11 protein-coding genes are annotated in these 15,986 nt (G+C 66.9%); 3 read left to right on the top strand and 8 right to left on the bottom strand.

The genetic code is table 11. The features are described from left to right. Window positions 1-315 precede the first annotated feature (315 nt). A complete protein-coding gene (locus tag D2E24_RS09035) occupies window positions 316-1,071 on the top strand; it encodes an SIR2 family NAD-dependent protein deacylase (protein WP_125969017.1) in 756 nt (251 codons plus the stop codon). 382 nt (window positions 1,072-1,453) lie between these two features. On the opposite strand, the gene ilvA is transcribed toward D2E24_RS09035, so the two are convergent. The 5 genes from ilvA to D2E24_RS09060 all read right to left on the bottom strand — a co-directional run bounded on the left by ilvA (window position 1,454) and on the right by D2E24_RS09060 (window position 8,024). After that, window positions 1,454-2,719, bottom strand: a complete 1,266-nt coding sequence (gene ilvA, locus D2E24_RS09040) for a threonine ammonia-lyase (protein WP_125969018.1) — start codon at window positions 2,717-2,719, stop codon at window positions 1,454-1,456. 123 nt (window positions 2,720-2,842) lie between these two features. Continuing rightward, the gene (locus tag D2E24_RS09045) at window positions 2,843-4,669 is read right to left on the bottom strand and encodes an alpha-glucosidase (protein WP_125969019.1); all 1,827 of its coding nucleotides are present in this window, start codon (window positions 4,667-4,669) and stop codon (window positions 2,843-2,845) included. A gap of 210 nt (window positions 4,670-4,879) precedes the next feature. Then, entirely contained in the window at window positions 4,880-5,749 is an 870-nt protein-coding gene (locus D2E24_RS09050; protein WP_125969020.1) for a carbohydrate ABC transporter permease, read from the bottom strand. A 2-nt stretch (window positions 5,750-5,751) separates the two neighbouring features. Next, window positions 5,752-6,675 (bottom strand): carbohydrate ABC transporter permease, encoded by a 924-nt coding sequence (locus tag D2E24_RS09055; protein ID WP_125969021.1) that lies wholly within the window; start codon window positions 6,673-6,675, stop codon window positions 5,752-5,754. Between the two features lie 11 nt (window positions 6,676-6,686). Then, on the bottom strand, window positions 6,687-8,024 hold the full coding sequence (locus D2E24_RS09060; RefSeq protein ID WP_125969022.1) for an ABC transporter substrate-binding protein: 1,338 nt from the start codon (window positions 8,022-8,024) through the stop codon (window positions 6,687-6,689). A 338-nt stretch (window positions 8,025-8,362) separates the two neighbouring features. Between D2E24_RS09060 and D2E24_RS09065 the strand changes: the two genes are divergently transcribed. Then, the gene (locus D2E24_RS09065) at window positions 8,363-9,562 is read left to right on the top strand and encodes an ROK family transcriptional regulator (RefSeq protein WP_164521079.1); all 1,200 of its coding nucleotides are present in this window, start codon (window positions 8,363-8,365) and stop codon (window positions 9,560-9,562) included. Window positions 9,563-9,680: 118 nt separating this feature from the next. Here the strand turns inward: D2E24_RS09065 and D2E24_RS09070 are convergent, their stop codons facing one another. Both D2E24_RS09070 and D2E24_RS09075 read right to left on the bottom strand, forming a co-directional pair. After that, on the bottom strand, window positions 9,681-11,909 hold the full coding sequence (locus D2E24_RS09070) for an alpha-galactosidase (RefSeq protein ID WP_125969023.1): 2,229 nt from the start codon (window positions 11,907-11,909) through the stop codon (window positions 9,681-9,683). A 168-nt stretch (window positions 11,910-12,077) separates the two neighbouring features. After that, window positions 12,078-12,509 carry a nucleoside deaminase gene (locus tag D2E24_RS09075; RefSeq protein WP_125969044.1) on the bottom strand — a complete coding sequence of 144 codons (432 nt, stop codon included), beginning with the start codon at window positions 12,507-12,509 and terminating at the stop codon, window positions 12,078-12,080. A 184-nt stretch (window positions 12,510-12,693) separates the two neighbouring features. Here D2E24_RS09075 and D2E24_RS09080 point away from each other — a divergent pair, with 184 nt between their 5' ends. Further along, a complete protein-coding gene (locus D2E24_RS09080; protein ID WP_125969024.1) occupies window positions 12,694-14,769 on the top strand; it encodes a Na+/H+ antiporter in 2,076 nt (691 codons plus the stop codon). A 112-nt stretch (window positions 14,770-14,881) separates the two neighbouring features. On the opposite strand, the gene D2E24_RS09085 is transcribed toward D2E24_RS09080, so the two are convergent. Next, the gene (locus tag D2E24_RS09085; protein WP_125969025.1) at window positions 14,882-15,712 is read right to left on the bottom strand and encodes an alpha/beta hydrolase; all 831 of its coding nucleotides are present in this window, start codon (window positions 15,710-15,712) and stop codon (window positions 14,882-14,884) included. Between the last annotated feature and the right edge of the window lie 274 nt (window positions 15,713-15,986).

Raw genomic sequence — 15,986 nt, forward strand, 5'->3', positions numbered from 1 at the left:
CTTGAGTTCTCAAACCACCACCACGTCAGCAGGGCGACACTCTAATCAAGGAGAAGAACCCCGCCGCGCTGAGCGGCAACAGATGAGTAATTTACACACCCCCGGCCCCCAACGCAAATCGGGCCCGTAGAACAGGGCCAAAACCGTTGAAAACACAAGCATCCATCGGCGTGTCGCACACAGCGAAAATCGGCGAATGAGAAGACCCGGCAGACCGAAGAGAACAGGATACGCCGGCAACATCGCCTATAGAGAAACGTAAGGAATGCAGGAGGGACGGCGTTCCGGACGGATACGGCGGGTATACCTGTGCATATGACGAAGAAGATCGCAGTACTCACCGGCGCGGGCATCTCCACGTCCGCAGGCATCCCCGACTTCCGCGGCCCCGACGGCGTGTGGACCAAGCATCCCGAACAGATGAGCGTCTACGACATCGACGCGTTCCTGCACGACCAGGAGGAACGCGAATACTCGTGGCGCTGGCAGAAGGAATCCCCCGTGTGGAACGCGAGGCCGGGCGCCGCCCACGCCGCACTCGTCCGCCTCGAACAGGCCGGCATGCTCACGCTCCTCGCCACGCAGAACTTCGACGCCCTGCACGAGAAGGCCGGCAACACGGCCGACGTCATCGTCAACCTGCACGGCACCATCGGCACGTCGCACTGCATGCGATGCCACGCGCGCTACGATACGGCCGACATCATGGCCGCGCTCGACGAGACCCCCGACCCGCACTGCCGCAGGCGGCTGCCGTACCGAAACGACATGCCGTGCGGCGGCATCATCAAAACCGACGTCGTGTACTTCGGCGAGATGCTGCCCGATGGCGCGATGGAGACGTCGATCGAACGCGTGCGCGAAGCCGACGAATTCTGGGTCATCGGGTCCACGCTCGAAGTGTTCCCCGCCGCGTCGCTCGCACCCGTCGCCGCCGACGCGGGCGTGCCGATCACCATCATGAACATGGGCCGCACCCAATACGACCGTCTCGCGACCCGGCTCATCCACGACGACATCGCCGTCGCCCTCCCGCAGCTCGTCGACGAAACGATCGCCGCCGCACAGTAGGGGAGTCGCCCAACCACACGAGACGAAGCGACGCAACCGGCAACGGTCGAAACCAAAACAGAAGACAACGCGCGAACAATCGAACTCCGCGCCCCAGCAGTGATGCAGCCAAACGGAAAGCGACGCGAAAAAACGAGCGAAGGGACGGGATATCCCGTTCCCGACCGTAGGCTTGGCCGAACGGCCTTGAGTGTGTCGGGAATGGGATATCCCGTCCCTTCGCGGACGTTGCACCCGTCGTATCGGATGCAATCATCCCGCCCGCAGACAACACACAATCGGCGCGCCGGAACGACAACGAGGTGCCGCAACCGGGGACGGGCTGCGGCACCTCGTGGAACGTCAGCGGACGTCGCAATCAGCGCACAAGACGGAAAACGCGTCAGTAGATGCGCTTGGGCTGGAAGCCCTCCTCGCGCAGGGCGGCGAGGATGCGGTCGATGTGGTCGGGGCCGTTCGTCTCGATGGTCACGCCCAGCGACACCGCGTTCGTGTACACGCCCGACGCCTTGAACTGGTCGTGGTCGAGCGCGATCACGTTCGCGCGCTCGCGCGCCAGCAGCGACGCGACCTTGACCAGCTGGCCCGGCGTATCCGGCAGCTCCACCTCGAAGTTCATGATGCGGCCGCGCGCAATCATACCCTTCTGGATCACCGCGCCCATCGTCACCGTGTCGATGTTGCCGCCCGACATGATCGGCACCACCACATGCTCGCCGCCGGCCGATGCGAACTTGCGCGAACGCAGGTTCAGATGCTCCAATGCGGCCAGCGCCACCGCGCCCGCCGCCTCGACGACCAGCTTGTGCTTCTCCAGCATGAGCAGGATCATCTCGTTGATGTCACGCTCCGACACCATCACCAGATCGTCCAGGAACTCGTTGAGCAGCGCGAACGTCAGATCGCCCGGACGCTTGACCGCGACGCCCTCCGCGGACGTGACGACCTGATCGGCGGGCACGACGCGGCCTGCCGCGAACGAATTGCGGAACGCGGGGCTGCCCTCCGGGATCGCGCCGATCACGCGCACCTCGGGACGGAACGTCTTGACCGCGAGCGCCACGCCGGCGCCCAGTCCGCCGCCGCCGAGGGGGACGACGATGTCGGTCACATCGGGCAGGTCCTCGAGGATCTCGAGGCCGATGGTACCCTGGCCGCACAGGACCTCGTAGTCGTCGAACGGCGGAACGTACACCATGCCCTGTTCCTCGCTGAGCTTGGCGGCGTAGGCGGCGGCCTCGTCGAACACGTCGCCGTGGAGGACCACGTCGGCGCCGTACGCCTTGGTGGCGTCGACCTTGAGCGGCGGGGTGATCTGCGGCATGCAGATCGTGGCCTTGGCGCCGCGTTCGCGGGCCGCGTAGGCGACGCCCTGCGCGTGATTGCCGGCGGATGCGGTGACGATGCCGCGGGCGAGCTCCTCGTCGCTCAGGGACGCGATCTTGTTGTAGGCGCCGCGGATCTTGAACGAGCCGGTGACCTGCAGGTTCTCGGGTTTGAGGAGCACGGTGTGGCCGGTCATCTCGCTGAGCGCCGGCGACTCGATGAGCTGCGTGTGGCGTGCGGTCCCCTTCAACCGCTCGGCGGCCTTCTCCAGTTCGGCCGCATGGTCACGCTGCAATGCTTTGAGGACGTCTTTCTGTTCCATGCCTGGTAATTGTAAGGGGACATCCCACCGGGCGGGCGGGATGTCCCCTATCTTGGACGGCCTGTCAAGGGCCGGGCCGGCGGGCGGCGACCCTCAGATGTCGTCCGCCGGTACCGTCGTCGCCTACAGGCGGATGACGACCGCCTGCCACGGTGCGAGCTCGTGGCGGGCGAGCGAGGCGGCGACGGCGGCGTCATCGTAATTGGCGATGACCACGGCCGGTTCGATGCCGTCGGCGAGCGCGTCGACCATCGCGGCGGATTCTGCCGGCACGTCGATGGTGCGGCCGGACAGGTTGACGAGCGTCAGCAGACGCTCGCCGTCGAGTTCGCGGACGAATGTGTACGCGTGCTCGTCGTCGGCGTCGACGAGCGTCCAGGAGCCGGCGGAGACGACCGGGTTCTCGTGGCGCAGGGCGATGAGTCGCTTGTAGAACGAGTACACGGAGTCGGGGTCGTCGAATTCGCCGGCGGCGTTGATGGACGCGCAGTTGGGGTTGACGGTCAGCCACGGTTCGGTGGCGGCGTCGGGGGCGGTGAAGCCGGCGTACTTGGATGCGTCCCACTGCATCGGGGTGCGGGCGTTGTCGCGGCTGATGAGTTCCAGCGATGCCATCATCGACTCGGCGGACTGGATCTTCGCTTCCTCGACGCGCTGGCGGAACGCGTTGATGGATTCGAGGTCCTCGTACTGGTCGAGCGTCTTGAAGTGAGCGTTGGTCATGCCGAGTTCTTCGCCCTGGTAGACGTACGGGGTGCCGCGGTGCATGTGCAGGAGCAGACCGAACGCCTTGGCGGAGCGCACGCGGGCCTCTTCGGTGGTGTCGTCGCCCCAGCGGGATACGACGCGCGGCTGGTCGTGGTTGCAGAAGAACAGGCTGGCCCAGCCGGCGTCCTTGACCGCGGCCTGCTGGTTCGCCAGCGTGCCGCGCAGCCACGGCACACGGAACGGGACCAGATCCCACTTGGAGCGGCCTTCGCCTTCGCCCATGTGGTCGAACAGGAACAGCATATCGAGCTCCTTGTTCGCCGGGTTGGTGATGTGCTCGTTGCGCTCCGGGGTGATGCCGGGCGCTTCGCCGACCGTCAGGAAGCCGTCGCGGCCTTCGAACACTTCGCGGCGCATCTCGGCGAGGAACTCGTCCTGACGCGGACCGTCGGCGCAGAACGGGTTCGGGTTCGAGTAGCCCTCCTCGCCCACGGGCAGGTCGGCGAGTTCGGAGTCGATCTCGCCGGGCAGGCGGCCGGCGGCGTCGGTGCGCTTGGAGATGAGCGTGATCACGTCCATGCGGAAGCCGTCGATGCCGCGATCGAGCCACCAGTTCATCATGTCGTAGACCGCGCGGCGCACGGCCGGGTTCTCCCAGTTGAGGTCGGGCTGCTTCTTCGAGAACTGATGCAGGTAGTATTCGCCGCGCTCCGGGCAATACTCCCATGCGGAGCCGCCGAAGTAGGAGCCCCACTCGTTCGGTTCGGCGCCGGGCTCGCCGGGGGTCTTGCCCGGGCGGGCGGGACGCCACCAGTACCAGTCGGCGTGTTCGTCGTCCTTGTTCTTGGACGCCTCGAACCAGGCGTGCTCGTCGGACGTGTGGTTGACGACGAGGTCCATGACGATCTTCAGGCCGCGCTTGTGCGCTTCGGCGAGCAGTTCGTCCATGTCGTCGAGCGTGCCGAACAGCGGGTCGATGTCCTGATAGTCGGAGATGTCGTAGCCGTTGTCGTCCTGCGGGGACTTGTAGACCGGGCTGAGCCACAGCACGTCGACACCCAGGTCGGCCAGATAGTCGAGGCGGGACGTGATGCCCTTGAGGTCGCCGAAGCCGTCGCCGTTCGTGTCCTGGAACGAGCGCGGGTAGATCTGGTAGACGACGGCGTTGGCCCACCACGGGTTCGGGGTGGCTCCGTTGGTGCGCACGGAATCCGGCAGGTCGGTCCGGTTGAAAGCAGTCATCGTTGGCTCCTATACGTTGTGCGGTTGTGTGGTTTGGTGGTTTGGTTGTGCGCCCCAGCGTACCGGCGCGCGCTTTACTTTCCCATTCGCCCGATGCGCGGGTGTGGCGGAAAGAAATAGGGCCGGCGGGGGAGTCATCCCCGCCGGCCCCGGCCGGATCGATGCCATGTGGCAGAAGGCAAGCCCATCGGGCTTCCCGTTACTCCGCCCTTACTTCACCGCGCCGCGCATCACGCCGCCGATCACCCACTTCTGGGCGAAGACGTAGACGATGAGCACGGGGGCCATGGCCATCAGGTAGCTGGAGAACGCCATCGGATAGTTCGACGTGAACTGGCTCTGGAACACGTACTGGGCCAGCGGGATCGTCTGGTTCGACTGGTCGGTGAGCGTGATGAGCGGCAGCAGGAAGTCGTTCCACGCCCACAGGGCGGTCAGGATCGCGATGGTCGCGTTGATCGGTCCCATCAGCGGGAAGATGATCGTCCAGAAGATGCGCCACGTGCCGGCGCCGTCGATGCGCGCGGCCTCCTCCAGCGACACCGGGATCGAGCGGATGAAGCCGATCGCGATGAACAGGTTCGTGCCCAGGCCCAGGATCGTGTACAGCACGATCAGGCCGACCTGGTTGTCCAGATGCAGCGAGCCCATCTCCTTGGCGATCGGCAGCATGATCACCGTGAACGGGACGAACATCATCGCGAGGAAGAAGTAGTACAGGAAGCGGAAGAAGCGCTTGTCCATGTTGCGGGCCACCGCGTACGCGACGAACGTGTTCGTCAGCAGCGTCAGCACGATCGCGGCCACGGTGATGATCGCCGAGTTGAGCGCGGCCTTCGGATAGTTGACCTTGTTCCACGCGTCGACGAAGTTGCCCCACTGCCAGGAGGACGGCAGGGCGAATCCGCCGGCCTCGGCGGGCGTCTTGAGCGCGGTGACGATCGTGAAGTACAGCGGGACGAGCACCGTCAGCGACAGCACCGCCACGACGGCGGTCAGCCACCAGTTGACGGTGTGGTCCTTGCGGATCTTTCCGGACGCGGCCGAATCGAGCGGCCGGGAATCAGTGGTATGCGACATGATCAGACCTTTTCCTTATCGCCGAAGAACTTGAGCTGGACGAACGCGAGAACCGCGAGGACGATGAAGAACGTGACCGCGTTGGCCATCTGGTACGAGTATTCGCCGTTGCCCAGGCCGTTCTTGAAGATCAGGTAGGAGACGGTCTCCGTCTTGGAGTCGGGGCCGCCGCCGGTGAGCGCGACGATCTGGTCGAACGCGCCCAGCGAGTTCTTCAGGCTGAGCACCATGTTGATCGTGAAGAACGGGCCGATCAGCGGGAACGTGATCTGCCAGAAGTTCTGCCACGCGTTCACGCCGTCGATCGCGGCCGCCTCGTACACCTCGGTGTCGATGGTCTGCAGGCCGGCCAGGTACAGCAGCGTCGAATACGCGGTGCCCTGCCAGACCGACAGGAACACGATCGGGATCCACGCCAGATCGGGGTTGGAGATCAGCGACGTCGACAGCCAGTCGATGCCCAGCGCCTGGCCGAGCGCCGGCAGCGGCGTCATGAAGATGTACTTGAACACGTAGCCGATGACCAGCACCGACAGGGTGTACGGGATGAAGAAGATCGCACGGAACGCGTTCTTGAACGCGATGCGCGAGTTGAGCAGCACCGCCAGCACCATGCCGATCATGTTCGTGCCGATGGTGATGAGCACCGCGATGAAGATCGTGAACAGGTAGGCGTGGCCCACGCGCGAATCCTGGAACATCGCGATGTAGTTCTTGATCCCGATGAAATCCCACGAGCCGTAGCCCTGCGAGTTGGTCAGCGAGTAGAACGCGCCCTGCAGGAACGGCCAGTACAGGAACACGCACACGAGGATCGCGGCGGGCACGGTCATCCAGTAGAACGCCGGATCGACCTTGCGCGACGAGTAGCGGGACACCTTCCGCTTGGAGGACCGGCCGCGGCCGGCATCGTTGGCGTTTGTCATGGTTGCCTCCCTCACTTCCGGAAGTTCCTGGCTTCGATCTTGTCGTATTCGGTCTGCATGCTGTCGAGGAACCGGCCGGTGTCGCCGCTCGTGATCAGCGTCTGCAGGAAGCCGGCGATGTTGATGCTCGACGGCACGTAATGGTCGCAGAAGTCGGTCAGTCGGCCGGCCTGATAGAAGTCGAGCACGCCTTCGAGCGCATCGTTGCCCACGTACGTCTCCTTGTACGGGGAGAACGAGGACTGCGCCTTCGAATAGTCCTTGACGTTCTCGTCGTTCATCAGGAAGTCGACGAACTCGCGGGCCTCGTCATAGTGCTTCGTATGCGCGCCGATGGTGAGCATCACGTCGTCGCCGGCGGTCAGCAGCTGCTCGTCGGCGTCGTCGGTGGCCGGCATCTGCGCGAACCGCAGCTTGATGTCCTCGTCGATGAGCCGCACCTGCGGGATCGCGTACGTGCCCAGCGGCAGGATCGCGGCCTTGCCGGCGGCGAAGTCCTGCGTCGCCTGCTGGTAGGTGACGGCCGGGTTCGCCTGCACGTAGTTCTGGTAGATCTCGACCAGCTGGTCGCTGACCGTCGTCCACAGGTCGTCGAACGTCTTGGAGCCGTCCTTGAGCGACACGTACTCGCTTTCCGGCACGAGCGTCGAGTTGAGCGACGACAGCGGCGCCTGCAGGGTCCACGGGTCGGCGGTCGACGCCTCGACCGGGGTGATGCCCTTGCTCTTGAAGCGTTCCAGCAGTTCGATGAACTCGCTCCACGTGGTCGGCGGGTTGTACGGATCCTCGCCGGCCGCCTCCCACACGTCCACGTTGATGATGTAGCCGGACGCGTTGCCCGAATACGGGATCGCGTACAGGCGCTTCTTCGCCGGATCGGTGGTCTGCACCAGGCTCTTGGCGATGTTCACCATGCCCGGGTTAAGCTCGTCGACGATCGGGTCGTCGGTGAAGTCGTGGAACACGCCCGCCTCGGCCAGCAGGCCGAACGTGATCGCGCCGTTGACGGTGATGACGTCGGGTTCGCGGTTCTTCACCAGTCGCGTGCGCAGATCGGTGTCGGCGTCGGACGAGTTGTTGACGTTCACCTTGATGTTCTGATGGGTCTTCTCGAACTCGCGGGCCTTGGCGGTGAACCAGGCCGCGGCCTCGGACTTGTACTGGAAGAAATCCAGCGTGACGGTGCCGGCCGTGTCGGCACCGCAACCGGCCAGGCCCAGACCGACGGCGAGCGCGCAGCAGGCGGCGGACGCGCGCGTCAGCAGCGACTTCAGCCGCGGGCCGCGCGGACCGCGCAGGCGATGCGCGGCGCCCGGATCATGCCGGTCGATGGGGGAATCGCATTTCATTCGTTGACTCCTTAACTCTCGATGGGCCGCGGCTTCAGCGCCGCGGACGCACATCCGACGATAGGATCGGCCGGTTTTCATTCCAAGTCGTGCGGGCCTCGAATGCCAAGGAAAATAAAACTGGGGTATTTTGGAATGCAGGGCAACAAAAACCGCGCCGGAGCCACGGGTTGCGCACGGAAATCCCCATCAGATGCGATCCGTCACGGCTTCCGCCCGGCTCCCGCTCGACGATGGGCGGCGGCGCGCCGCATCCCCGCGCGGGGTCGCGATGCGCGCGCCCCGGCGACGATCCGACGGCGACACGACGACAGTACGACGATGATACGAGGTGAGGCATGGCCATGGAATTCCCGCAGTGGTTCACGGGATCGGAATACATGCATCGGGTCGCGCGCGCAATCGCCAAGCACGGGCCGATCGCGCGCACCACGCTCGCGCAGATGCTCGGCCTGTCGCAGGGCGCGCTCTCGCGCATCACCAGCGACCTGATCTACGCGGGCGTCATCGAGGAGCTGCCCGCCGACGCCGTCGCCCGCGGACCGCTGCCGCAGCGGTTCGTCCCCAAGGAGGGTTCGGAGCGGCGAGGCCGGCCGCAGACCGCGCTGCGGCTGTGCGCCGACGCGCGCACGTTCGTCGGCGTCAAGGCGCACGGCGGGTCGGCGATCGCGGCCGTCGTCAACGCGCACGGCGAGGTCGTGTCCGACTGCCACGAGGCGGCGTTCCCCGACCGCACGCCGCAGCAGGTCACGGCGACCATCGCGCGGCTCGTCGACGAATGCCAGCGCGACCTCGCCTCCGGTCCGCTGCCGCCGCCCACCGCGATCGGCATCGCCGTGGGCGGGCACGTCGAACAGGACTCCATCGTCACGTTCGCGCCGTTCCTGCGCTGGGACGAGCCGATCGACCTGCACGAACTGGTCGAGGAGGCGACCGGACTGCCGTGCGGCGTGTACAACGACATCGACTCGCTGCTCGTCGACGCCAGCTGGTTCGGCCCGGGCGTCGGACTGGAGGCGTTCGCGGTGCTCACCATCGGCGTGGGCATCGGCTATTCGCTCGCCGTGCGCGGCGAGCCGGTCAACTATCCGGACAAGAGCTACGGGCTGCTCGGCCACGTGCTCATCGACCCGGAGGGGCCGCGCTGCACCGCCGGCCACACCGGCTGCGCGCAGTGCCTGATCGACGATTCGATCGCCGACCAGTATTCGCGCATGGTCGGCCACGCGTGCACGTTCGACGATTTCGTCGCCGACGCGCGCGCCGGCCTGCCGCAGGCGTCGCGCCTGACCGACCTCACCTGCTTCCGGCTCGGCTCGCTGATCGCCACAGTCGCCAACATCGCGATGCCGACGACCGTGATGATCGCCGGCGAATCCGCGTTCCTCGCCAGGATGAGCATCGACTCGATCCGAGACGGCATCAACCGCTACCGGCACAACCAGGCCGCGCCGGTGCGGTTCACCGTCGCCGACCACGACTGGAAGCTGTGGGCCAAGGCCGCCGCGTCGCGCGTCATCACCCGCTACATCGGCTGAGCGGCGGCAGGGCGTCCGACGGCACGCCACCGCCATACGACGAATCGGGCCGACCCACGGATGGGCCGGCCCGATGGCTACAGGCGGGCGGAACCGGCCCGCCGACGCCGATGCGTCGTCACACGCGCTCGACGGCGAACAGGACCGCCTGCGCCGGATGCAGGGCCGGCGGACGCACGCCGTAGGCGCTGAGCGCCGCGCCCGGCAGGGTGACGCCGTCGGCGGTCCACCAGCCGAGTTCGGACTGGCCGCAGGCGATGCCGGACGGTTCCAGATCGACGTTGACCGACAGCGGGCGCACCCGGTACAGGGCGGTCGCGTCGAGGCCGGGCAGACGCACCGGGGCGGCCGGGTAGGTGGGCGACGTGGTCAGCTGCGTGAACCGGTAGACGGCGGTGGAGCCGTCGGCGGCGACCATGCCGTCGAGACGCACCGACGGGTCGGCCGCATCGCCGTGCACGCAGGTCGCGCCGGCGAACATCGCACGCTGCTCCTTGAACGCGGCGGTCCAGTCGGCGAGCTTGGCGAGCGCGTCGGCCGGCTCCTTGAGCAGGTTCCATTCGATGCCCATATGGCCGAAGAACGCGGTGGCCATGCGCATCTCCTGACTGGTGGCACGGTGCGTGGAGTGCGCAGGGCTGGCGCCCACATGCTCGCCCATCATGAACGGCGGGACGAGCAGCGACGTGTAGCGCTGGATGTCGGCGCGTTCGACCGGGTCGACGCAGTCGGACACCCAGATGCGGTCGGCGACCTCGAGGATGCCCAGGTCGACGCGGCCGCCGCCCGACGAGCAGCTTTCGATCTCCAGTCCCGGGTGCGCGGCCTTGAGGTCGGTGAAGATGCGGTAGACGGCGAGGGTCTGCGCGTGCACGGCGGGACGGCCGGAGCGCGGCGACACGGCTTCGGTGACGAGCTTGTTGTGGTCCCACTTGATGTAGTCGATGCCCAGTTCGCCGACGAGGCGGTCCATCGCGCCGTAGACGTGGTCGTAGGCGTCCGGGTTGGTCAGGTCGACGACCTGCTGGGTGCGCCCCTGCATCGGCAGGCGGTTCGCGGTGGGCTTGAGCACCCAGTCGGGGTGGGCGCGGAACGTGTCGGAGTCGGGGTTGATCATCTCCGGCTCGAACCACAGGCCGAACTCCATGCCCTTGCCGTGCACGTAGTCGGCGAGCGCCTTGAGGCTCTTGTCGCCGTCGGGCCACACGTCCTGGGAGATCCACCAGTCGCCGAGGCCGGACGTGTCGTCGCGGCGGGAGCCGAACCATCCGTCGTCGACGACGAAGCGTTCGACGCCGGCGTCGGCGGCCTTGTCGGCGAGCGCGGTGAGCGTGTCGTAGTCGTGGTCGAAGTAGACGGCCTCCCACGTGTTGAGGATCAGCGGGCGCGGCTTGGCGACGAGTTCGGGGTGCACGCCGCGCAGGTAGCCGTGGAATCGTGCGGCGACCTCGTTGAGGCCCGTGCCGTATGCGCCGTACACCCACGGGGTGGTGTAGTCGTCGCCGTCGGCGAGTTCGATCTCGCCGCCCATGAGGATCTCGCCGCCGCCGATGAGGCCCTGCGTGTACGGCAGGCGTTCGGCGGACAGGACGCTGTTGCCGCTCCAGCCGACGTGCACGGAGTACACGTCGCCGCGGGTGAAGCCGAAGCCGGGTTCGCCGGCGGACAGCAGCAGCGACGCGTCGAAGTCGGGGCGGCCGGTCATGGAGAGCTTCTCGAAGCGGCCGATGGTGAGCGGCTGGCGCTGCGGGTTGCGTTCGCGCAGGTGATGGCCGGTGGTGGTGAGGATCTCGACGCAGTCGGCGGGGACGGGGAAGCCGAGTTCGATGCGGCCGATCTCCAGCGCGCCGGCTTCCGGCGTGAGGTTGCGGACGGTGAGCCGCTGGCGGACGAGTCCGGATGCGGTCAGTTCGCCGCGCCACGTGATGCCGACGCCCTGTTCGGCGTCTTCGGCGGCGACGACGATCGCCGGGGCTGCGTTGTCGTTGCCGTCTTCGCCGTTCTCGATGGTCATGTCGGTGACGGTGAAGCCGCACATCAGTTCGACGCCGCCACGGCGCACCTCGAACCGGGGTGCGCCGATCCACGATTCCGCCTGCGTGGGCACGATGCTCGGCCACGGCGTGAAGTCGAGCGAACCGGACACGCGCTGGGGGCGCAGCGCGTCGTACAAGCCGATCGCGGCGGCCGGGTCGGCGAGCGGACGGCCCCAGTGGACCAGTCGGGGCAGCTCGCCGCCGGGGGACACGAGCGCGAACGCGACGCCCGCTTCGGGCCGTTCGGCGTAGGCGCAGGTCAGCTCGATGCCGTATGCGGAGGTTCCGGAGAAGAGTTCGATGCGCGTCATTGCACGTCCTTTGCTGGTCGGTCGGATGTTGCGATGTTCCGATCGTACGACGATGCGGTTTCCTTGCCATCATGCGGAGTGTTCGCGCATCTTGGAAAGAAAATGAAAATCATGCGGCGGGCGGGCCGTATCCGCGGCGGGCGGGACGGTCAGCGACGGGCTGACCGGTCAGCGACGGGCGGCGAAGAAATCGGTCAGGACGCGCGCGCAGTCGACCTCGCGCACCCCGCCATGCACCTCCGGCACGTGACCGACGTGCGGGTCGCGCGGAATATCCCATACGGAGCCGCACGCGCCCAGCTTCGCATCCCACGCGCCGAACACGATGCGTCCGACGTGCGTCTGCACGCACGCGCCCGCGCACATCGGGCACGGCTCCAACGTGACCACGAGCGTGCAGTCGGCCAGATTCCAGCCGTCCATGCGTTCGGCGGCCCGACGCATCGCCAGTACCTCCGCGTGCGCCAGCGGGTCGGAGTGCGTCTCGCGACGGTTGCGGCCCTCGCCCACGATGCGCCCGCGCGCGTCGACCACCACCGCGCCGACCGGCACCTCGCCGTCGGCCGCGGCCTCGCCGGCCAGCTCCAGCGCACGGGACATCGCCCGGCCGACCGCGTCATCCATCATGTCGATCATCATGCGGCCAGTGTATCCCGGCACGGCCATACGCGACCCGCCATCCGCGAAACGTAACATGTCGGAGTGTGGACGGCTGATAGGCTGAAAACGGCCGTCCGCACGGCCGCCAGACCCGACGAACACGACACGGGAAGAGGAGGAGTCCGTGGCTGTTTTTGAACTCATCCTATGCATCATCGCGGCGGTCGTGCTGTCGTCGTTCATCAGCCGCTTCATACCCAAGGTGTCGACGCCGCTCGTGCAGATCGCACTCGGCGCCATCGCCTCGCAACTGCCGTTCTTCCCCAACGTCGACCTCGACCCGGAACTGTTCATGGTGCTGTTCATCGCACCATTGCTCTACCTCGAAGCGCACGAGATCGACAAATCCGAACTCCTGCGCTCCATGAAGCTCTCCCTGTCGCTCGCCATCGGCCTCGCCATCGCCACGATGATCGCCGTCGGCTTCACCCTGCACGCGATATGGCCCACGATCCCGTTGGCGGCGGCGCTCGCGCTCGGCGCGGCGCTCGGCCCAACGGACGCGGTCGCGGTCAGTTCGCTCGGCAAGGAGGCGGCGCTCACCAGACGCCAGATGGGCGTGCTCAAGGGCGAATCCCTGTTCAACGACGCGTCGGGCATCGTCGGCTTCCAGTTCGCGATCGCGGCGGCCATCACCGGCGAATTCAAGGTGGGGGAGGCGGCCGGCGAGTTCGTCGTCTCGTTCATCGGCGGCGCGCTGTTCGGTCTGGCGATCGGCCTCGTCGCCAACTGGCTGTTCGAGACGATCCGTTCGCTCGGCTGGGAGACGACCACCACGCGCATCCTCATGGAACTGTTCCTGCCGTTCCTGCTGTACCTGTCCGCCGAGGATCTGGCGCACGTGTCCGGCATTCTCGCGGTCGTCTCCTCCGGCCTGTTCGTCCGCTTCGACCGCACCGGCATCGGGCCGAACGTGGCGCGCACGAACATCGTGTCGAACAGCGTGTGGGGCGTGCTGTCGTTCACGCTCAACGGCGCCGTGTTCATTCTGCTCGGCATGCTGCTGCCCGGCGCGATGGGCACCAGCTGGGACGATCCGGGCGTCAGCAACCTGATGCTGATCCTCGTCATCCTCGCCGTGTCGGCGATCGTCATCGCGATGCGGTTCGTGTGGGTGTCGACGATGCTGCGTCTCGCGCGCGACGTCAACACCGGCCGGCGTCGCCGGATGACCGGCGAACGCTGGCGGTCGGCCGCCGTCATGACGTTCGGCGGCGCGAAGGGCACGATCACGCTGTCGCTGATGTTCACGATCCCGTACGCGCTGTCGAACGGCCGTTGGTTCCCGATGCGCGACGAGCTGATCTTCGTCGCCAGCGGCGTCATCATCGTCACGCTGCTGCTCGCCAACTTCCTGCTGCCGCTGATCGCGCCCAACCGCGGCGGCGACGCGTCGCGCGAGATGAACGAGGTCACGATCGAGGTGCTGCGTCGCACGATCGAGGAGCTGACCGGGCGCGTCACCGACGAGAACCGCCGCGCCGTGCTCATGGTGATCGACTCGTACACGAAGCGCATCACGCGACTCAAGCAGCGCGTCGGCGAACTCGACCCGCAGGGGTACGCGCAGCTGCAGATCGACGCGCTCGGCTGGGAGAAGGACTACGTGAAGCGACGACTGGCCGACACGCGCTCCCGCACCGACATCACCGCCGCGAACCGCGACCTGGAGATCGAGGCATGCGAGCATCTGCTCGACCAGATCATGAACTCACTGCGCCACATCGACACCGACCGCCGGTCGGGCCGCGCCGCATGGCAGATCAAGGGCCGCATGCGCGCCCTCCAGCGCCGCACGATGACGCTGGTGCGCCGCGCCGGCAGCAAGATCCGCCGCACCACGCCGCTGCTGAGCGACGACCAGATCTTCGCCCACGCGCGCATGGTGCAGCTCGACGCGTTCGATTATGTGATCGAGCGGCTGTACGAGGAGATGCGCCGCGACACGTACAACACCGAGCATTGCACCGCGCTGCTGCTCGACTACCGTCGCGCCGAGGGCGCGCTGCGTGCGCGGCCGAACATGAGCGGCAGCGCACGCACGATCGGCATGGCCGAGGAGGTCAAGCGCGAAAGCTACGCGATCGAACTGGGCGTGATCCAGGACATGGTCGCCGCCGGCGACATCACGCGCGCGCAGGGCAAGGCGCTGCGACGCAACGTGTATGTGATGAGCGTCGACGCCGATTCGAGCCTGTAGCGGGGTGTCCGGCCGCGTCGGAGGCCGGTCGGCGCGGCCGCGACGATGCGGCTTCGCCGACCGGCCGACCGGCTGAACGGTTGCCCAGCCGACCGACTGACCGGCACCGGGGCTACAGCACGCCGGAGGTGAGGTCGTTGACGAGCATCCACTGACGCAGGTCGGAGAATTCGTCCATGCTCACCGCATGGTCGAGTCCGCGGTACGTCTTCTCGGTCAGCCACGTGTGCTCCTCCAGCCATGCGGCCAGCGCGTGCGACTCGTAGCGGGGGATGACCGGGTCATTCTCGCCGCGCCCGTAGAAGACGGGGATCTCGCGTTCCGGCAGCGTCTCGTCGGCGGGCGCGGTGCCGGCGACGCCGCCCGGCGCGAGGAATCCGGACAGGCAGACGGCCGCCCGGTAGCGGTCCGGGTGCACGCGCAGCAGGTGCACGGCCAGCAGGCCGCCCTGCGAGAAGCCGAGCGGCACGATGTCGCGGTCGGTGGGGACGTTCGCCTCGACCCACGCGTCGACGGCGACGGCGGCCGCGTACGCGTCATGGTCGAGGTCGTCGCCGGTGGGCACCGCGTCGTGGAACCACGAGTAGGCGCCGGGCATGTACCAGCCTTCCTGCAGGACCAGCGGCGCGCGCAGCGACGCGTAGTCGCTGTACGGCGCGACGTAGCGCATCATGCCGGCGAGGTCGTCCTCGTTGGATCCCCAGCCGTGCAGGCACAGGAACATCGGACGGCGCGGCGACGCGTTGCCGCCGCCGCGCGAGTAGGCGACGTGGGTGACGGTCAGCGGTTCGCCGAAGCGGCCGGGGACGACGGTCGATTCGCGGCCGATCAGTGCGGGACGGGGTTGCGATGATGCCGATGAGGCCGTTTCAGGACGGTTGTGCGGGGAGGATGCGGCCGACTCCGGTGATGCGGCCGATGCGGTGAGGTCGTCTTCGTTCATGACGCCCAATATACGCCGCGATGATGGCCGGGGAGCATGCGTATCCGATTGCATGATGGGGCGGTTCCGGCAAAAAGAAACCCCGGCGGGGGTGCCGCCGGGGAGAGAAAGGAGAGAGAAGAAGAAAGGGTTCAGTTGTCGGGAACTGCTGCTGTTCCTGGTCGGCTTTCGCTGACAGTTATTATGAAACCACCCAATCCTTGACGCTACGCCGGTTTTGTCTGGGAACTCGCTGGAAGTTTTGGGGAGTTTTGGCGCCGAGTCGTTTCTTCGG

Origin of the sequence: Bifidobacterium samirii, assembly GCF_003952945.1 — a bacterium.
In the GTDB taxonomy this organism is placed as follows: Bacteria; Actinomycetota; Actinomycetes; order Actinomycetales; family Bifidobacteriaceae; genus Bifidobacterium; species Bifidobacterium samirii.